17 protein-coding genes and 1 pseudogene are annotated in these 17,360 nt (G+C 71.7%); 6 read left to right on the forward strand and 12 right to left on the reverse strand.

Annotated elements, in window-relative coordinates:
- The first annotated feature begins 260 nt into the window (after window positions 1–260).
- Window positions 261–1,181, forward strand: coding sequence for a helix-turn-helix domain-containing protein (locus IF78_RS0107445; RefSeq protein ID WP_031479828.1), 921 nt, complete (start codon window positions 261–263; stop codon window positions 1,179–1,181).
- A 137-nt stretch (window positions 1,182–1,318) separates the two neighbouring features.
- On the opposite strand, the pseudogene IF78_RS49500 reads toward IF78_RS0107445, so the two are convergent.
- Both IF78_RS49500 and IF78_RS0107455 read right to left on the reverse strand, forming a co-directional pair.
- Window positions 1,319–1,411 (reverse strand): annotated as a pseudogene (locus IF78_RS49500) (TetR/AcrR family transcriptional regulator); the annotation flags it as partial.
- 156 nt (window positions 1,412–1,567) lie between these two features.
- The gene (locus IF78_RS0107455; RefSeq protein WP_031479832.1) at window positions 1,568–1,975 is read right to left on the reverse strand and encodes a RidA family protein; all 408 of its coding nucleotides are present in this window, start codon (window positions 1,973–1,975) and stop codon (window positions 1,568–1,570) included.
- 139 nt (window positions 1,976–2,114) lie between these two features.
- On the opposite strand from IF78_RS0107455, the gene IF78_RS0107460 reads away from it, so the two are divergent.
- Both IF78_RS0107460 and IF78_RS0107465 read left to right on the forward strand, forming a co-directional pair.
- Complete coding sequence (locus IF78_RS0107460; protein ID WP_031479834.1) at window positions 2,115–2,495, forward strand: winged helix-turn-helix transcriptional regulator; 381 nt, start codon at window positions 2,115–2,117, stop codon at window positions 2,493–2,495.
- A gap of 252 nt (window positions 2,496–2,747) precedes the next feature.
- Window positions 2,748–3,023 carry a DUF6355 family natural product biosynthesis protein gene (locus tag IF78_RS0107465; RefSeq protein WP_031479836.1) on the forward strand — a complete coding sequence of 92 codons (276 nt, stop codon included), beginning with the start codon at window positions 2,748–2,750 and terminating at the stop codon, window positions 3,021–3,023.
- Between the two features lie 7 nt (window positions 3,024–3,030).
- On the opposite strand, the gene IF78_RS0107470 is transcribed toward IF78_RS0107465, so the two are convergent.
- Both IF78_RS0107470 and IF78_RS0107475 read right to left on the reverse strand, forming a co-directional pair.
- Window positions 3,031–3,627 carry a 2'-5' RNA ligase family protein gene (locus tag IF78_RS0107470; protein ID WP_031479838.1) on the reverse strand — a complete coding sequence of 199 codons (597 nt, stop codon included), beginning with the start codon at window positions 3,625–3,627 and terminating at the stop codon, window positions 3,031–3,033.
- A gap of 92 nt (window positions 3,628–3,719) precedes the next feature.
- Window positions 3,720–5,156, reverse strand: a complete 1,437-nt coding sequence (locus IF78_RS0107475; RefSeq protein WP_031479840.1) for an amidase — start codon at window positions 5,154–5,156, stop codon at window positions 3,720–3,722.
- Between the two features lie 97 nt (window positions 5,157–5,253).
- Here IF78_RS0107475 and IF78_RS0107480 point away from each other — a divergent pair, with 97 nt between their 5' ends.
- Entirely contained in the window at window positions 5,254–6,108 is an 855-nt protein-coding gene (locus IF78_RS0107480) for a helix-turn-helix domain-containing protein (RefSeq protein ID WP_031479842.1), read from the forward strand.
- A gap of 110 nt (window positions 6,109–6,218) precedes the next feature.
- Here IF78_RS0107480 and IF78_RS0107485 read toward each other — a convergent pair whose 3' ends face one another.
- The 3 genes from IF78_RS0107485 to IF78_RS0107495 all read right to left on the reverse strand — a co-directional run bounded on the left by IF78_RS0107485 (window position 6,219) and on the right by IF78_RS0107495 (window position 8,996).
- The gene (locus IF78_RS0107485) at window positions 6,219–6,986 is read right to left on the reverse strand and encodes an alpha/beta fold hydrolase (RefSeq protein WP_031479844.1); all 768 of its coding nucleotides are present in this window, start codon (window positions 6,984–6,986) and stop codon (window positions 6,219–6,221) included.
- 166 nt (window positions 6,987–7,152) lie between these two features.
- Window positions 7,153–7,794 carry a response regulator gene (locus tag IF78_RS0107490; RefSeq protein WP_031479846.1) on the reverse strand — a complete coding sequence of 214 codons (642 nt, stop codon included), beginning with the start codon at window positions 7,792–7,794 and terminating at the stop codon, window positions 7,153–7,155.
- Window positions 7,791–8,996: a sensor histidine kinase gene (locus IF78_RS0107495; protein WP_031479847.1), complete on the reverse strand. Its 1,206-nt coding sequence runs from the start codon at window positions 8,994–8,996 to the stop codon at window positions 7,791–7,793. Before IF78_RS0107495 ends, IF78_RS0107490 begins: the two co-directional genes overlap by 4 nt.
- A 233-nt stretch (window positions 8,997–9,229) precedes the next feature.
- Here IF78_RS0107495 and IF78_RS0107500 point away from each other — a divergent pair, with 233 nt between their 5' ends.
- A complete protein-coding gene (locus IF78_RS0107500) occupies window positions 9,230–9,793 on the forward strand; it encodes a GlcG/HbpS family heme-binding protein (protein WP_031479849.1) in 564 nt (187 codons plus the stop codon).
- Window positions 9,794–10,247: 454 nt separating this feature from the next.
- On the opposite strand, the gene IF78_RS48300 is transcribed toward IF78_RS0107500, so the two are convergent.
- Window positions 10,248–10,409 (reverse strand): hypothetical protein, encoded by a 162-nt coding sequence (locus tag IF78_RS48300; protein ID WP_158751298.1) that lies wholly within the window; start codon window positions 10,407–10,409, stop codon window positions 10,248–10,250.
- 104 nt (window positions 10,410–10,513) lie between these two features.
- Here IF78_RS48300 and IF78_RS0107510 point away from each other — a divergent pair, with 104 nt between their 5' ends.
- Entirely contained in the window at window positions 10,514–11,395 is an 882-nt protein-coding gene (locus tag IF78_RS0107510) for a PhzF family phenazine biosynthesis protein (protein WP_031479851.1), read from the forward strand.
- 55 nt (window positions 11,396–11,450) lie between these two features.
- Here the strand turns inward: IF78_RS0107510 and IF78_RS0107515 are convergent, their stop codons facing one another.
- The 4 genes from IF78_RS0107515 to IF78_RS0107530 form a co-directional block, all read right to left on the reverse strand.
- Window positions 11,451–12,083 (reverse strand): hypothetical protein, encoded by a 633-nt coding sequence (locus IF78_RS0107515; RefSeq protein ID WP_031479853.1) that lies wholly within the window; start codon window positions 12,081–12,083, stop codon window positions 11,451–11,453.
- Between the two features lie 200 nt (window positions 12,084–12,283).
- Window positions 12,284–13,270 (reverse strand): methylmalonyl Co-A mutase-associated GTPase MeaB, encoded by a 987-nt coding sequence (gene meaB, locus IF78_RS0107520; protein WP_031479855.1) that lies wholly within the window; start codon window positions 13,268–13,270, stop codon window positions 12,284–12,286.
- Window positions 13,267–15,459, reverse strand: coding sequence for a methylmalonyl-CoA mutase (scpA, locus tag IF78_RS0107525; RefSeq protein WP_031479857.1), 2,193 nt, complete (start codon window positions 15,457–15,459; stop codon window positions 13,267–13,269). The genes meaB and scpA overlap by 4 nt, the downstream gene beginning before the upstream one ends.
- On the reverse strand, window positions 15,459–17,267 hold the full coding sequence (locus tag IF78_RS0107530) for a methylmalonyl-CoA mutase family protein (protein ID WP_031479859.1): 1,809 nt from the start codon (window positions 17,265–17,267) through the stop codon (window positions 15,459–15,461). The genes scpA and IF78_RS0107530 overlap by 1 nt, the downstream gene beginning before the upstream one ends.
- Window positions 17,268–17,360: the final 93 nt, after the last annotated feature.

Consider the following 17,360-nt stretch of genomic DNA (forward strand, 5'->3'; position numbering starts at 1 on the left):
TACGTCTGCCACCCCGTGCCCAGCTCTCCCCGGCTGCCGAAGCCGCCCTTGCCGTTGCCCGGGTAGAACCGGCAAGGGTCACGGATCTGCACCGGTCCGCACGCCAACTCCACCTCCTTCGCCTGCGAGTTGGATGCGGCGCCATGGATACTGGGAGACACGTGTGGTGACCGGCTGTCAGGGCGGACAGTCGACGAGGGCACGGCCGAGCTGCCAGGTGGTTGCTCAGGTGGTCCCTTGGGGGTGAGGTGAGCCTTGTGGTGGTTCATGGCGCGTTGGGCGCCCCGGCAGGTGCGGGTGCGGTCGAGGTCAGGCGGATCGGTGGTCTGTGGCGGGTCACACGACCCTGGCATCCGGGATTGCGGCCGTTTCTGCGCAGCTATGTCGGCTACTGGGAAGCGGTGACCTCGCCGTACGAGGCGCGGTTGGTGCCCAGTGGGTGTGCCACGTTGCTGATCAGCCTGGCGGAGCCATTTTCCCAGGTGCGGCGGTTGGGCGTGCCGGGCGGGGGCAGCGGGAGGATCGGCTCGCTGGTGGTGGGGGTGGAGGACCGGCCCGCGATCTGTGTGCATCCCGGCGGCCAGGAGGCGATCCGGGTCGAGTTCACGCCGCTCGGCGCCTACCGGCTGTTCGGCATGCCGATGAGCGAGTTGACGAACCTCGCCGTCGAGATCCGGGACGTGCTGGGGCCGGAGGCCGGGACGCTGGTGGAGCGGCTGGCGTCGACCCGGGACTGGGCGGCCAGGTTCGACCTGCTGGACGCGGCGTTGCTCGCCCGGCTCGGGCACGGCCCGGAGCCCGCACCCGAGGTCGGCCACGCCTGGCGGCTGCTCTCCGGCAGCGCGGGGGCGATGCCGATCGCCCGGATCGCCGCCGAAGTGGGCTGGAGCCAGGGGTACTTGATCCGGCGGTTCACCCAGCAGATCGGGCTGACGCCCAAGGGGTCCGCCCGCGTGCTGCGCTTCCGGCACGCCGTGGCGCTGCTCGGCCGTGGGTCCGCGAGCCTGACCGACATCTCGACGGCCTGCGGCTTCTACGACCAGTCGCACCTGAACCGCGAGTTCCGGTCCATCGCCGGCACCACACCCGGTCAGATGGTGGCCTCCCGCCGGGTGGAAGGGGCTGTGGCTCTCTCGGCGAGTGCAAATTCGTCCAAGACCGCACCATCCGCCGGACGATAGCGTCCCCGCTGTACAGCCGATGGCCGGTCGGGCGGCGCGGGGGACCGTCCGACCGTCCGCCGTGCACTCGCCTTCGCCCTGGCGAGCGTCGCCCCGCAGGCCCAGCAGAGGTGGCCGGACATGGGCGAACCGCCGTCGCGCAGATCCTCGCGCGGCACGCCCTTCTCGCCGGTCAGGCATTCGACGAGGTCCGCCCGGGTGGCCGCCAGCAGCCCGTGGGCCACGCCGTCGCCGAGGGGGCCCAGGACCGCACCACGGGTACCGTCCGACGCGTGACCGGCCGCCCGCCCAACTCCTTGCGGCTGGTCGCCGAGCGGGAGTTGTAGCCCAGGTGGGACGGTCCGCTGTGACCTGCGCCCCCGAGCACGCCGACCCCGCCGCCCGTGTCAGTCCAGGACCGCCGTGGCCTCCATCTCGACCAGATGCTCCGGTACGTCCAGCGCCGCGACGCCGATCAGTGTGGCGGGCGGCGCCGCGGTGACGCCCAGCCGCTGGGCCGCACGGGTGATGCCGTCCATGAGCCGGGGCATCTTGTCGGGAGACCAGTCGACGACGTAGACGGTCAGCTTCGCCACGTCGTCGAGGGAGGCGCCGGCCCCGGCCAGGGCGGTGGCGACGTTCACGTAGCACTGCTCGACCTGGGCGGCGAGGTCGCCTTCGCCGACGGTGACGCCGTCGGCGTCCCAGGCGACCTGTCCGGCCATGAAGACGATCCGCGAGCCGGACGCGACCGACACCTGCCGATAGGCGTCGATCTCCGGCAGTCCGGTGGGGTTCACCAGGGTGATGGCCATGCTGCCTGCCTCCTTCCTCGAACCAGGACGCTCCTGGCTCCGGACCAGGCGCTCTCCTGGTCACTTGTGGTTACCCGGGAACCGTAGGAGAGTCTGCGCTGACGTGGAAGAACGCACTTTTCGGTGACTGGGGAACCAGATGGGAACCAAGCAGTTCAAGGGCTCGGTGCACGACGCGGACGTGACACGCGCGGACTCCCTGGCGCGGGAGATCTTCTCGGACATCGCCAACAAATGGGCGCTGCTGATCATCGAGTGCATCGCAGACCGCACCCTGCGCTTCAGCGAGCTGCGGGACGCTATCGAGGGCATCAGCCACAAGATGCTCACCCAGAACCTGCGCATGCTGGAGCGCAACGGCCTCGTCGACCGCACGGTGTACCCGACGGTGCCGGCCAAGGTCGAGTACACCCTCACCGAGCCGGGTCGGGCCCTGCGGGTGACGATCGACGGCATGTGCGACTGGACCCACGCATACCTGGGCCACATCGAGGAATCACGGCGCCGCTTCAACGGCTGACGCGCGCGAACGGGCCGGCGTGTGCCGGGAGGCGATGCTTCTGCAGGTTTGTCCGGGCCGGACTTGAGAACCCTGCAAGATCACCACATCGAAGGAGAGAACAAACGATCCGTCAGGTGAACGACGCGACAGTCGATCAACCTGGCCGACAGGCGCGGCGATTCTGGTCCCGGTATCCAACCGACCGGCGGACAAAGGCCTTTCCAGGCATCGCCCGCCACTGCCCAAGGAGTTCTCTTGCGCGTTCGTCGTATGGTGACCGGCGTTCTCGGTTCCGCCGCCCTCGTGCTGACGTCCCTCGGCACGCTGACCGCCCAGGCGACCCCGGCGGCGGCCGACCCGTGCGGCTTCTACGAGACCGGCTCCGACGCCTACTACAACCACTGCACGTCCGACGGCTCAAGGGTGGTCATCAAGGTGGAGGTCGCCCTGGCGCCCGACTACGAGCGGTGCGTCCCACCCGGAAAGACCTGGCTGGGCTCCGCTGACAAGATCCAGGGCGCCTACTACGTGGGCCGCACCTGCTGACGACCAGTCACTCCGGGGGCGGTCGGACCTCTCCCGTGCCCAGTGCGACCGCCACCAGGGGCCGCATGGGCTCGTCGCCGCGACGGGAGAGCAGGACGACCTCCTCGACCGCCGCCGACAGTGTGCCGAGCCGGACGGCACACTCGGCGGCCAGGTGTCCGGGGTCCCGGGTGCGGCCGAGGGACAGATGCGGCGTGAAGCGGCCGCCGCGCCCGTGGCACAGCGGGAACCGCAGCAGCAGCTCCCGGTGCAGACGGACCCATGGCGCCGGGTCCGCGGCGGCCGGATCGAGCCACACCGTCGCGTAGTGCCGGTGCCTGAAGTGCCGTACACCGCTCAGGCGGGCCGTGAACGCCCTGCTCCGCGCCGCCCCGGCGGAGAGGAGCGGTACGGCCCGCTCGAACTCCTCCTCCGGCACGAAGCCGAACAGCAGATTCACATGCGGCGGCCACCGTCGTACCTGCGGATCGTGCTCCCAGCGGATGTCCTGAATGGGCGGCCAGAGCTCGCGCGGAGGCAGCCACGCCACCGCCGTCCGCGGCGTCGGCGCCACATCGAGCGCGTCCACCGGCTCGGCCCCGCCGAAGAGCGGATCTCCGTCCACAGGGCCATGGTCCCAAAATGTGCGCTCAAGGGTGAGGGCGACGGCCCCGGACGGCGGCGATGTGCGTCCGAGGGGCGCCTCGGCAGGCGGCGTCAGCCGACAGGCGGGCGGCGATCCACCCAAGGGTGTGCGAGCTCCAGGGTGCGGGAGACCTGCAGCAGCAGGTCTTCGCGCCACGGTGCGGCGACGATCTGGACGCCGACGGGCAGGCCGGTGGCGTCGTCGTGGTGGAGGGGGAGGGAGATCGCCGGCTGGCCGGTCACGTTGAACACCGACGTGAACACCGCCATCGGGTAGCTGTTCAGCAGTGCCATCAGGGGATTGTTCTCGGTGCCCGCCCGCCAGGCGCCGACCGGTGGCGGGAGGCAGGCCATGGTGGGTGTGATCAAGAGGTCGAAGTTCGCGACGAAGGCCTCGACAATGCGCCGCGACAAGTGCTGGGTCTTGCGCACGCCTTCCGCGTAGGCCCACGAGTCGATCGATCGTGCCGCCTCGCGCAGGGCACGATTGTGGGGCTCGACGCCGTCCGGGTCCGCGAGCTCGATTCCGGCACCGCCGATGTTCCAGATGGTCGTGAACGCCGCGACCAACTCCTCGGCCGGGGGCAGCGGAAGGCGCGTGTCGACGATGTGATGGCCGGCCGACTCGAGCGCCCGAAGGGCGACGTCCACGGCGGCCGCGCACGCCGGGTCCACGGCTATGCCGTCGATCGGTGAGTCGGTGAGCGCACCGATCCGCAGCCCCGCCGGTGGGTCCGATTCCAGGGCGGTGGCAAAGGACCCGTGCCGGGTCGGAGGCGACCACCACGCACCCGGATCATGGCGCGCGAGCACATCGAGCGCGGCCGCGGAGTCCGCCACCGAGCGGGTGAGCACGCCGCTGGTGGCGAGGCCCTCCACCTCGACCGTCGCGTTGGTGACCAGGCCGCGGGTGGGCTTGAGGCCGACAAGACCGTTGCACGACGCGGGGACGCGGATGGAGCCGCCGCCGTCCTCGGCGTGGGCGATGGGCGCCATCCCGGCGGCGACGGCGACACCCGCTCCGCTCGACGACCCGCCCGGCGTGCGCTCCGGGTCCCACGGGTTGCGCGAGATGCCCAGGGCCTCGCTCTCGGTGAAGGGCAGGGTGCCGAACTCGGAGGTGGTGGTCTTGCCGAGCAGGACGAACCCCGCGTCGACCAACCGCTGTACGACCGGGTCCGACGCAACGGCCGGCGCCTGCCCGGCACCGGCGGACCCGTACGTCGTGGGCCACCCCGCCACGTCGACGAGATCCTTGACCGGCAGCGGGACGCCGTGGAAGGGCGGGAGGTCGTCGGGCGACGCGGCCCGCACCACCGCGTCGGCCGCGGCGGACGCGGCTTTGCGTACGTCGTCGTCGGCCCGGTGGCAGAAGGCGTTCAGCCGGGGGTCGAGCTCGTCCATACGCTCGAGACAGCGGTCGGCCACCTCGACCGGGCTCACCTCCTTTCGGCGTATGGCCGCGGCGAGTTCGAGGGCGGGCGTGAACGGGTCGATCGGCGAGCACATCACTGATGTTCCTTTCCGGTCCGGTACTTGCGGACGCCACCAGCCTCGTTCTGTCGCCGTCGCCCCGTCTTGGATGAATGTCGCGTAGCCTGGCGCCATGGGATCCGCCGGGCCGGCTCATGACGCCGCGACGGTCTGGGACATCGCCACCCCGGCGCGGCCCGGCCGGCTGCCGGGAGTCAGCATGGCCGGATTCCGCGCCCGTACCACGGAACTCGTCGACCTGAGCGTGGTCCCGTTCTCGGCGGTCACGGTGGCCGTCAACGTCGGCGAGGGGCCGCTCGTCGTCGAGGACGGCAGCGGCCGACCGCACAACGGCGGTGTCGTCGTCGGGCTGGCGCCCAGCGGCCTGCGAGGCCACGGCCGTGACATCGAGTGTCTGCAGGTGCGGCTGTCACCGATCGTCGCGCACGCGCTACTGGGCGCTTCTTCGGAGTTGGGCGGCACAGTGGTCTCCCTCGACGACCTCTGGGGCCGCGATGCCGAGCGAACCCAGGAACGACTGCGCGCTGCCCGGTCATGGGACGACCGATTCGCCATCGCGGAGGCCGCGCTCGCCCGACGCCACGAAGCAGGCCCGGCGATCGACCCGGAAGTCGCCTTCGTCTGGCGGTGCATGGTCGGGAACCGCGGTGGGGTTCGCGTCGAGCGGCTGGCGGCCGAGGTCGGGTGGAGCCGTAAGCGACTGTGGTCCCGCTTCCGGTCCCAGATCGGCCTGAACCCCAAGCGGGCGGCGCGGCTCGTCCGCTTCGACCACGCGGCACACCGTCTCGCCGCAGGGCACAGTCCCCCCGTGGTGGCGGCGGAGTTGGGCTACGCCGACCAGTCCCACCTCCATCGGGATGTCAGGGCCTTCGCCGGGGTGACGCCCACGGCGGTCTCGGCCGCGCCATGGCTCGCGGTCGACGACGTCGCGTGGGCCGCTCCCGACTACCTGACCGCGGCGCACTGACAAAGTGCTTGTCCGTGGGCGGGTGGCCCGGCGGCCGGCGCGGTCGCAGACCGGACCGGTTGTGGTCCCGCTCCCTGCTGCTTGCGCTTTCCGCCTGGTTGAGCCCGGTCTCAGTCCGTGAGCGCCGCCGCGGTGGCGCGGGCGAACGCTTCCGGGTTGTCCAGCATGATGTTGTGTCCGCAGTCCGGGATCGCGACCACTGACACTCCGGCTTCGGTGAGTGCGTCGGTGCCCGGGAGCGGGCAGTCGGCCTCGGGCAGCAGGTAGGTGCGGGGGATTTTCAGATCCAGCAGCAGCTCACGCATGGTGGGGACCGTGCCGCGGGTGAGGTGGACCGCGCTGCGATGCAGCGCCTCCCGGCCAGCCAGGCGCATCGTGGACCACCAGTGGGCGCCAACCCGGTCGCGGACCTCTTCCCACCCGCCCGCCAGGAACTCCTGCTCGGAATAGGCAGCGATGCCGCTGCTGCCTGCCGCGGCGGGCGTGCGCTCGACCGGGTCGAGGTTGGCGTCGACCAGGACCAGGCGGGAGACCAGGTGAGGGTGCCGGGCGGCCAGGACGATGGCGACCGAGCCGCCCATGCTGTGCGCGACCAGTTCGGCGCCGACGACATCCGCGCGAGCCAGGGCCGCGGCGAGCGCGTCGGCGTGTGATTCCAGCGTGTAGTCGAAGCCCGTCGGCCGGTCGCTGATGCCGTGACCCAGCAGATCGATCAGCAGTGACCGGCGGCCGGCCAGCAGGGGATGGACCGCAACCTCCGCGAAGTAGGCAGGCGAAGTGGCACCCAACCCGTGCACGTACACACGGGGCGGCTCCTGCCCCGGCAGCTCAACCCAGCGGATCTGGTCACCCTCGGGTGTCACAGCGGCGTTGCGCACGGTCTGCTCCCTGCTATCAAGATCGATGGAGAGACGAGATTAGCCACCGGATCTCGGCGCACCGCGACCGATCCCCTGACCCAAATCCCTGCACGGCCATGGAAGTCCGGCCTCGGTCAAGACACCTCACCCGCTGTCGTTCACAACGCCGTAAGGCGGGACGCCCTCACGGCAGCAGGCGTTGCTCCTTCGCGACCGCCACCGCGCCCGCGCGGGTGTCGACGCCGAGTTTGTCGTAGATGCGGCGCAGATGGGTCTTGACCGTGGCCTCGCTGATGTACAGGGCGCGGGCGATGTCGCGGTTGCCGATGCCACGCGCGAGCTGGGTGAGGATGTCGCGCTCGCGGTCGGTGAGGGTGGGGCGGGGCCGGCGCAGGTTGGCCATGACGCGGCCGGCGACGGGCGCGGACAGGGCGGGACGTCCCTGGGCGGCGGCGTGGATCGCGGCGAAGAGCTCGTCGGGGCGCTCGGCCTTGAGCAGATAGCCGGTCGCGCCGGCCTCGATGGCGCGGGTGATGTCGGCGTCCGTGTCGTACGTGGTCAGGACCAGGACGTGGGCGCAGGCGCCGGGGAGGGAGGTGAGGCGGCGGGTGGCCTCCACGCCGTCGATGCCCTCGCCCAGTTGCAGATCCATCAGCACCACGTCGGGGGTGAGTTTCGCGGCCAGCGCGAGCGCCTCCTCGCCGGTGCCGGCCTCGCCGACGACCTCGATGTCCGGGGCGCTGTCGAGCAGGGCCAGCAGCCCGGCCCGTACGACGGCGTGGTCGTCGCAGACCAGGATGCGCACGGGAGCGCGGTCGGGGGTCATCGTGGCGCCTCCAGGGGGACGGCGGCGGACAGGACGGTGCCCTCGCCGGGTGCGGAGTCGACGGTCAGGCTCCCGCCGAGCGCGCGCAGCCGGGCCCGCATGGCGGGCAGCCCGTGACCGCGTTCCGCGCCGGGGGAGTCGGGCAGGCCGGCGGGGTCGAAGCCGTGGCCGTCGTCGGTGGCGTCCAGGACGACCTCGTCGTCGAGGAGGGTGAGCGTCACGGCGGCATGGGTGGCGGCCGCGTGCTCGCGGACGTTGGCCAGGGCGCCCTGGGCGATGCGCAGCAGGGCGGACTGGACTCGGTCGGGCAACTGGGGGAGGCGGCCGTCGTCGTCGATGTGGACGCGTACGGTGAACTCCGCGCCGGACTCCCGCGCGGCCAGGGCACGCAGCGCCTGATCGAGGCCGCCGCCCCGGGCGAGGTCGGCGGGGGCCAGGTCGTGCACGAAGCGCCGGGCCTCGGCGAGGTTGTGCGCGGCGACGGACGCGGCGGTGCGGACATGGGCGCGGGCCTTGTCCGGCTCGGAGTCCCAGACCCGGTCGGCCGCCTGCAGCAGCATCTGCTGACTGGACAGGCCCTGGGCGAGCGTGTCGTGGATCTCCATGGAGAGCCGCTGGCGTTCGGCGAGAGTGCCCTCGCGGCGTTCCGAGGCGGCGAGTTCGTGGCGGGTGCGGATCAGGTCGTCGATCAGGACGCGCTGGCGCGCGGTGTGCCGTTCCATCTGCAGGAAGACGGCGGTGGCGAGGGCGGCGACGGCAGGCGGCGCGAGGACCAGGTTCGGGTCGAAGCGGCCCGCGAGCTCCAACTGCGCGGCGACGACGAACGCGGTCAGGACCACCACGAGAACGAGGGCCGCGCGGGCCGGCAGCGTGCGCAGGCCGGTGTAGAAGAGAGGCACCGCGCACCAGGCGAAGCTGGGCGCGAGCACGACCAGGACCATCCACACCACGACGACCAGCGCCAGCCAGGCCGAGTGCCGCCGGGTGGGCCGGGAGCCCGCGTCGCCGGTCCTGGGCCCCAGCAACTGCAGCACGGCGAGCACGACGCACAGCGCGATGATCCACGGAGTGCGGGGTTCGCCGGGATGACGCAGCACGAATCGGGCGAGCGCGCCGCCGAGCAGCAGGAAGAACGCCGTGTGCATCACGACGCCGAGCCACCGCGTGTCCACGGTGCCCGGTTCGTACGACCGGTTCCCCATCCGGGGCCGCCTCCCTCCCGCTCGCAGGCGCTGAACTGGGCAAACACCTCCATTGTGACCCGGTGCGAGGGCCGGGCGGGTCAACCGATCGGATGACCCCGGTGTCGTCCGTCGGGCGTCGCCGGGCGAGCCGGAACGTCGACCGTCCGGGCCCTGCTCCGGGCCGAGGGTGGACAGCGGACGAAGCGGGGCGGCAACCGGGCCGCCCGCCCACCGAAGGAGTCGACCGACCCATGAACCCCGTGCGCAAGAAGTTCTCCCGCCGTGCTCGCGTCGCCACCGGCGGTGCCGTGCTCGCCGTCGTCGCCCTGGCGGGCTTCGGTGCGGTGTCCGCGAGCGCCTCGGCCCCCGCCGCGAACCCTGCCACCGCCGCGGCCGCCTCCGCGCGGGCCACCACCACCTCCACCCACCTCACGATCGACGCCGCCACCAAGGCCGCGCAGGCCGCGCTCGACGCCGCCGAGAAGGAGAACCAGCGCGTCACGGTCGCCGTCGTCGACCGCAACGGCAACACCATCGTCACGCTGCGCGGCGACGGCGCCGGCCCGCAGTCCTACGAGTCCGCCGAACGCAAGGCGTTCACCGCCGTCTCCTGGAACGCCCCCACCTCCCAGCTGGTCGAGCGCCTGCAGCAGGCCCCGAACCTGAAGGACATCCCCGGCACCCTGTTCCTCGCGGGCGGCGTCCCCGTCACCGCCGGCAACGCCCCGATCGCCGGCATCGGCGTCGCGGGCGCTCCGTCGGGCGCGCTGGACGAGAAGTTCGCGCAGGCGGGGGCCGACGCGGTGGCTCGCTAGTCGTCCGGGGTCCCCGGACGGCTCGTATCCCCATGGCCGTCTCGCAGGCCGCGCGTACGAGACCGTCGGTATTCTCGCAGCACGGGGTATGAGCAGTCCGGGGGCGGCACCGGCCGGCTGCGATCGAGCAGCGGGCTGATCGGGCAGCGGGGCTGTGAGGGGGGAGCGGCATGGACCCTTCGGTGATGGCGGCCGTAGTCGGTGCCGGTGCGGCCCTGTTGGGTGCGTTCGTCGCTTCCCTGGCGACCCGCCGGGTCGAGATTCTGAGGCTGTGCGCCCAACCTGGACAGCCGCTCGGCGAGAGGTCCCGCGAGCTGCGGCGGTCGTTCGAGACTCCGCCGGGAGGACCTGATCGTCCAGTTCCGGCCCGAAGTCGCAGCTCTGCGAGACCCCTTGCATCCCACGAGTCAACGCCGGTGGCGTTGACCGACGCGAGCGTGCTGCGCCCAAGTGGTCACAACGTGAAGTCGATGACCTGTCCGTCGGTCTCGATGGTGGCGCCGCTGATGTTGATGGAGGCGTAGAAGTACTCCGGATTCTCGGCTCCGGGCGCTCGGCACGCCGGAGTGGGGGCGCCTCGAAACGGTTGCCGGTGCGCCACACCGGCTTCGGCCATGTTCTGGCGCACCGGCAACCACGTGCCCGACCACGAGCGGAAATTTCGCAAAGGACGGCGCGCGGGCGGGAATCCACGCCCCGGCACGCCGGTTGTCCTACGGCATGAAGACCGATGAACAGATCACCGATGTCCTGCACTACACCGCGTTCTCGTCCCACCCGGACGGCGGCAATCCGGCGGGCGTGGTCCTGGACGCCTCCGGGCTCGACGACGCCGCGATGCTGGCGATCGCCGCCCGGCTGGGTTACAGCGAGTCCGCGTTCCTGACCGGGCAGCCCGAGGAGTTGGCCGGGGAACCCGGTCGGGCGTTCACCATTCGGTACTTCAGTCCTCGCGCCGAGGTGCCCTTCTGCGGCCACGCCACCATCGCCACCGCCGTGGCCCTGGCCGAGCGGATCGGGCCGGGGGATCTGGTCTTCGCCACCCGCGCGGGCACGGTCCCGGTGACCGTCACCAGCGGCGCCGACGGCACGCTCCGGGCGACGCTGACGAGCGTGGAACCCCGGATCGAGGAGATCGCCCCGGAGGAACTGGCCGAGGCCCTTGCGGCGTTGGGTTGGCCGTCGGCCGACCTCGACCCGCGGCTGCCGCCCCGCATCGCCTTCGCCGGCAACCGCCATCTGGTGCTGGGCGCCGGCAGCCGGGAACGGCTGGCGGACCTCTCGTACGACTTCGAGCGGCTCGCCGCCCTGATGCGAAAGCTGGATCTGACGACCGTGCAGTTGGTGTGGCGCGCCGCGGACACCGTCTTCCACGTCCGCGACCCCTTCCCGGTCGGCGGCGTCGTGGAGGACCCGGCCACCGGGGCCGCGGCCGCCGCCTTCGGCGCCTACGCCCGTGAACTCGCCCTGGTGCCCCCGGAGTCGGAGCTCACCCTGCATCAGGGTGAGGACATGGGCAGGCCGGGAGAACTCACCGTGACCCTGCACGCAGGTGACCCGAAGGTCCGGGTCAGCGGCACGGGCGCTCGTATACCCCGGTAAGGCGCGGGCCGGCGCCCGGGGCCGCTGCGGCGGCCCCCGGCGCCGGCCCCTCGGCTCACAGCCCGTCGCGCACCATCGAGGCGACGATCTGGACATGGCGGTCGGCCGCCGTGTTCGAGAACTCGTTGTCGTAGTTCAGGCCGTACGGCCAGAAGTGGCCGCCGCCGGTGGAGATCTTGGCGCTGGAACCGTCGAACTGCCGGACCAGCGCCGTGGCCTGCGCACCCGTCCAGGTGCCGCTGCCGGCGAGGCGGGACCAGCCCGAACTCGTCCCCACGCCGATGGTGTGGGCGATCTCGTGCAACGCGGTCCGCTCGGTCATGTAACCGCGGTTGCCGAAGCGGATGGTGCCGTTGATGTTGCCGTCGGCGGTGGGCACGCCCGGGTCATAGCGGACGGTGAGGGTCTTGCCCAGGTCGCTGAGGTTGTTGTAGCGGGCCACCGCGGCGTTCATGGCCCTGGTGATGAGGTCGTAGGCCGTGAGTTGGTCCTGGGTGGGGTTGGCGGCCCGTTCGAGGGTCCAGGTGATGGTGGCGGCGGCCGTCACCTGATCCCGCGACGCCGATGCGTGTGTCTGTGTGGTCTGCGGGGTGGCCTGCGCGATGCCCGGGCCTGCCAACAGGGTGGCTGCCAGGGCGGCCACGACCGCCTTCTTGCGCCAGGGTATGGGCGTGCGTGCAGTAGGCATCGCGATTCGGCGTGAACTCATCGGGGCTCCTCCTGGGGGGGGGGTGGCCGTCGCGTGGGGTGACGGTGGTGCGGCGCCGGACGGAGGGAAAGCGCTTTCCAAGTGTGCCCGGATGCTAATGACATGTTTTGAACATGTCAACGAATGCGGCGGCCGGATCAAACGCCGGCAGACCCGGCACCGGTCGAGTCACCTCGCGCTCAGGCCGGCCCCGAACTCCCCAACGCCCCCAGAATCCGCTCGGCCGCCAACGTCGGCGTCAACGCCCCGTCCCTGACCTGCTGTTCGAGCACCGGTGCGAGGGCCCGCACCGCCGGATCGGCGTGCAGGCGGCCGAGGAGTTCGTCGCGGACCATGCTCCACGTCCAGTCGACCTGCTGGTCACGGCGCTTGGCGGCGAGGCGCCCGGTCGAGTCCAGCAGGGTGCGGTGCTGTTCGAGGCGCTCCCAGACGGCGTCAAGCCCGGTCGACTCGCGGGCACTGCAACTGAGCACGGGCGGTGTCCAGACGGCGTCCTTGCCGTGCATCAGCCGCAGCGCGCCCGCCAGTTCGCGTGCCGCGGCACGGGCGTCGCGCTCGTGCGGGCCGTCCGCCTTGTTGACGGCGAGCACGTCGGCCAGTTCCAGGACGCCCTTCTTGATGCCCTGCAACTGGTCGCCGGTGCGGGCGAGCGTGAGCAGCAGGAAGGAGTCGACCATGTTGGCGACCGCGGTCTCGGACTGGCCGACGCCGACGGTCTCCACCAGGATCACGTCGTAGCCGGCCGCCTCCATCACCACGATCGACTCGCGCGTGGCCTTGGCGACCCCGCCCAGGGTGCCCGCGGTGGGGGAGGGGCGGACGAAGGCCGCCGGGTCCACGGCCAGCCGTTCCATGCGGGTCTTGTCGCCGAGGATCGAGCCGCCGGTGCGGCTGGAGGAGGGGTCCACGGCGAGCACGGCAACCCGGTGCCCGAGCCCCGTCAGCATCGTGCCGAACGCGTCGATGAACGTCGACTTGCCCACGCCCGGCACCCCGCTGACGCCGATGCGCCGGGCCCGGCCGCTGTGCGGGAGCAGCTCGGTGAGCAACTCCTGTGCCAGCGCCCGGTGTTGGGGGCGGGTGGACTCGACGAGCGTGATGGCACGGGCGATGATCGCCCGCTTCCCGTCGAGTACCCCCTTCACATACGCGTCGACATCGATCACAGGTCGTGCCCGAGGTCGGCCGCCAGCCGCTTGACGAGGTCGTACGCGGCGTCCGGGATCACCGTGCCGGGCGGGAAGACGGCCGCCGCGCCCATCTCGAGGAGCGTCGGCACGTCCTGCGGCGGGATCACCCCGCCGACCACGATCATGATGTCCTCCCGCCCCTCCTCGGCCAGCGCCTCCTTGAGCGCCGGTACGAGGGTGAGGTGACCGGCGGCCAGCGAGGACACCCCGACGATGTGCACGTCCGCCTCGACGGCCTGGCGGGCCACCTCGCCCGGCGTCTGGAACAGCGGGCCGACGTCGACGTCGAAGCCGAGGTCGGCGAAGGCGGTGGCGATCACCTTCTGGCCGCGGTCGTGGCCGTCCTGGCCCATCTTGGCGACCAGGATGCGCGGGCGGCGGCCCTCGGCCTCCTCGAAGTCGGACACCAGGGCGCGGGTGCGGTCCACGTTCGGGGACTCGCCTGCTTCGTTGCGGTACACGCCGGAGATCGTACGGATCTGGCTCGCGTGCCGGCCGTACACCTTCTCCAGGGCGTCGGAGATCTCGCCGACGGTCGCCTTCGCGCGGGCCGCATTCACCGCCAGCTCCAGCAGGTTGCCCTCGCCGCCGGCGGCCCGGGTCAGCGCGTCCAGCGAGTCCTGGCACGCCTGCTCGTCCCGCTCCGCGCGCAGCCGCCGCAGCTTCTCGATCTGCTGGGCGCGCACGGAGGAGTTGTCGACCTTGAGGACCTCGATCTCCTCGTCGCTGTCCACCCGGTACTTGTTCACGCCGATGACCGGCTGGCGTCCGGAGTCGATTCGGGCCTGGGTGCGGGCCGCGGCTTCCTCGATGCGCAGCTTGGGGATACCGGCGTCGATCGCCTTGGCCATGCCGCCCGCCGCCTCCACCTCCTGGATGTGCTGCCAGGCCCGGCGCGCGAGGTCGTACGTCAGCTTCTCGACGTAGGCGCTGCCGCCCCACGGGTCGATGACCCGGGTGGTGCCGGACTCCTGCTGGATCAGCAGCTGGGTGTTACGGGCGATGCGCGCGGAGAAGTCGGTGGGCAGCGCGAGCGCCTCGTCGAGGGCGTTGGTGTGCAGCGACTGGGTGTGGCCCTGGGTGGCGGCCATCGCCTCGACGCACGTGCGCGTCACGTTGTTGAACACGTCCTGCGCGGTCAGCGACCAGCCCGAGGTCTGCGAATGCGTGCGCAGGGAAAGGGACTTGGAGTTCTTCGGGTCGAACTGCTTCACCAGCTTCGCCCACAGCAGGCGCGCCGCCCGCAGCTTGGCGACCTCCATGAAGAAGTTCATGCCGATCGCCCAGAAGAACGACAGCCGGGGCGCGAACGCGTCCACGTCCAGGCCCGCCTCGCGGCCCGCCCGGATGTACTCCACGCCGTCCGCGAGCGTGTACGCCAGCTCCAGGTCGGCCGTCGCACCGGCCTCCTGGATGTGGTAGCCGGAGATGGAGATGGAGTTGTAGCGGGGCATCCGCTGCGAGGTGAAGGCGAAGATGTCGGAGATGATCCGCATCGACGGCTTCGGCGGATAGATGTACGTGTTGCGGACCATGAACTCCTTGAGGATGTCGTTCTGGATGGTCCCGGCCAGCTTCTCGGGCGATACGCCCTGTTCCTCGGCGGCGACGATGTACAGCGCGAGCACCGGCAGCACGGCGCCGTTCATCGTCATCGACACGGTCATCTTGTCCAGCGGGATGCCGTCGAAGAGCTGCCGCATGTCGTAGATCGAGTCGATCGCCACGCCCGCCATGCCGACGTCACCGGTCACGCGCGGGTGGTCGCTGTCGTAGCCGCGGTGCGTGGGCAGGTCGAAGGCGACCGACAGGCCCTTCTGGCCGGCGGCGAGGTTGCGCCGGTAGAAGGCGTTGGACTCCTCGGCCGTGGAGAAACCGGCGTACTGGCGGATCGTCCAGGGCTGGTTGACGTACATGGTGGGGTACGGGCCGCGCAGATACGGGGCGGCGCCCGGGTAGGTGCCCAGGAAGTCCAGGCCATCCAGGTCCTGCCCGGTGTACAGCGGCTTGACCGGGATGCCCTCCGGAGTCTCCCACAGCAGGTCGTCCCCGCCGGCCGCCTTCTTGACGGCCGTACGCCACTCGTCGGCGCCTCCGTCGGCAGTAGGCGTCCCCAGCTCGATCCCGGAGAAGTCGGGGATGGAAGGGCCAGAGCGGGCGGTCATCAGGACACTCCCATGCGGTCAAGGGTGGCGGACAGGACGGCGACGGCGTCGCAGCCCGCGAAGACGTACGCGTCGACACCGGGGTACTGCCCGGGGCGGCCCGCCAGGAACACGTGCGAGGCACCGGCGGCCTTGAGCCCGGCGGCCACGGTCGCCGCCTGCTCCTCGTACAGGGCGTCACTGGAGCACAGGCAGACCTCCGTGGCGCCGCTGTCCTCGAACGTCCCCTCGGTGACGGGCTCGATGCCGCCCGCCTGGAACAGGTTCGAGGCGAAGGTGAGGCGGGCGGTGTGGGCGGCCGCCGGACCCAGGGCGGCCAGGAAGATCCGCGGGCGGGAGCCGGTCGCGGCGAGGTGGGCGTCGGAGCGGGCGCGCAGCTCCTCGTACGCCTCGTCGCGCCGCACGCGCGGCAGCCCGCCGGACGGCGGCTCGGGCGCGGGCCGGCGCTCCACGGGCTTCTCCGCCAGGTGCGGGAACTCGCTGACACCGGTGACGGGTTCGCGCCGCTTGGCCAGCTTGCCGCTGCGGGCCTGCCAGGTGTCGGCGAGGTCCCGCCCGAGCTGCCCGGAGCGAAGGACGGCGGCGAGACCACCGTTGCCCTCGATGCGCTGGAAGAACTCCCAGCCGGCGTGCGCGAGTTCGTCGGTGAGGCGCTCCACATACCAGGAGCCGCCCGCCGGGTCGATGACCCGGGCCAGGTGCGACTCCTCGATGAGGATCGTCGAGGTGTTGCGGGCGATGCGCCGCGCGAACGCGTCCGGCAGTCCGAGGGCGTGGTCGAAGGGCAGCACGGTGACGGAGTCGGCGCCGCCCGCCCCGGCGGCCAGCGTCGCGATGGTCGTGCGCAGCATGTTCACCCACGGGTCGCGGCGCGTCATCATCACCGGCGAGGTCACGGCGTGCTGGAGCTGCGCCCCCGCCCGCGGGGCCCCGCAGACCTCGGCGACCCGCGCCCACAGCCGGCGCGCGGCCCGCAGCTTGGCGATGGTCAGGAACTGGTCTGCGGTAGCGGAGTACCGGAACTCCAGCTGCGCACAGGCCTCTTCGACGCTCAGCCCGGCCTCGGTCAGCTCGCGCAGATACGCGACGCCGGTCGCCAGCGAACAGCCCAGCTCCTGCGCGGCCGAGCCACCGGCCTCGTGGTACGGCAGCGCATCCACGGTCAGCGCACGCAGCCCCGGGTAGTCCTCGGCGCACAGCCGCGCTAGACCGGCCACCGCCCGGAAGTCGTACGACTGCCCCGTACGGGCCTCGTGGCCGAGCGGATCGGCGCCCAGGTTGCCGCGCGCCACGTCCTTGGCGACGCCCCGCTCCTCGTACAGCCGCAGCAACTCACGGGCGGCGGGCTCCACTTCGCGTCCGGCGTCGAGGACGACGGGGGCCAGGTCGAGGTAGACGCCGTCCAGGGCGCCACCGAGCGACGACACCGGGATGCCGCCCTCGCCGACGACCAGCCACAGCGAGGTGACGCCGTTCTCCAGGTCCGCCAGGACCGTGGCGCCGTCGGCCGTCGTGTGCCGCTGGCGTACGTCCCAGCCGCCGACCGTGTTCCCCTCTGCGCGGCTGCCGCGCACGAAGGGAGCGAACCCGGGCAGGCCGGAGTCGGGCGCGGCGTCGTGCGCGGTGTACAGAGGCCGGGTGCGCAGCCCGTCCTCCAGCGCGGTGGACAGGGCTTCCTCGGCCTGAGCACCCTCGACGTCCTTGCCCGACTTGCGCAGCACACCCGCAACGAGGCGCTGCCACTGCTCGTGGGACACGTCAGAGAACTCGGCGGCCAGCTCAAGCCCGTCGTCAGGCAGGACCGTCATGCTCGGATGCTAGGCCAGAGGCCCAAAGGAGCAGCAGAGGGCACGACTGTGACCTTGCCCTCTCCGTGGCTGTGACCTCGGCCTCTTCGCCCT

Origin of the sequence: Streptomyces bicolor, assembly GCF_000719285.1 — a bacterium.
Taxonomy (GTDB): domain Bacteria; phylum Actinomycetota; class Actinomycetes; order Streptomycetales; family Streptomycetaceae; genus Streptomyces; species Streptomyces bicolor.

Coding starts and splice junctions, on each gene's coding strand:
- IF78_RS0107480 (WP_031479842.1), top strand. CDS start 5,254: ATGGGATCCGCCGGGCCGGCTCATGACGCCGCGACGGTCTGGGACATC.
- IF78_RS0107515 (WP_031479853.1), bottom strand. CDS start 12,083: ATGCCTACTGCACGCACGCCCATACCCTGGCGCAAGAAGGCGGTCGTG.
- IF78_RS0107460 (WP_031479834.1), top strand. CDS start 2,115: ATGGGAACCAAGCAGTTCAAGGGCTCGGTGCACGACGCGGACGTGACA.
- IF78_RS0107530 (WP_031479859.1), bottom strand. CDS start 17,267: ATGACGGTCCTGCCTGACGACGGGCTTGAGCTGGCCGCCGAGTTCTCT.
- scpA (WP_031479857.1), bottom strand. CDS start 15,459: ATGACCGCCCGCTCTGGCCCTTCCATCCCCGACTTCTCCGGGATCGAG.
- IF78_RS0107455 (WP_031479832.1), bottom strand. CDS start 1,975: ATGGCCATCACCCTGGTGAACCCCACCGGACTGCCGGAGATCGACGCC.
- IF78_RS0107475 (WP_031479840.1), bottom strand. CDS start 5,156: ATGTGCTCGCCGATCGACCCGTTCACGCCCGCCCTCGAACTCGCCGCG.
- IF78_RS0107500 (WP_031479849.1), top strand. CDS start 9,230: ATGAACCCCGTGCGCAAGAAGTTCTCCCGCCGTGCTCGCGTCGCCACC.
- IF78_RS48300 (WP_158751298.1), bottom strand. CDS start 10,409: ATGGCCGAAGCCGGTGTGGCGCACCGGCAACCGTTTCGAGGCGCCCCC.
- IF78_RS0107490 (WP_031479846.1), bottom strand. CDS start 7,794: ATGACCCCCGACCGCGCTCCCGTGCGCATCCTGGTCTGCGACGACCAC.
- IF78_RS0107465 (WP_031479836.1), top strand. CDS start 2,748: ATGGTGACCGGCGTTCTCGGTTCCGCCGCCCTCGTGCTGACGTCCCTC.
- IF78_RS0107510 (WP_031479851.1), top strand. CDS start 10,514: ATGAAGACCGATGAACAGATCACCGATGTCCTGCACTACACCGCGTTC.
- IF78_RS0107495 (WP_031479847.1), bottom strand. CDS start 8,996: ATGGGGAACCGGTCGTACGAACCGGGCACCGTGGACACGCGGTGGCTC.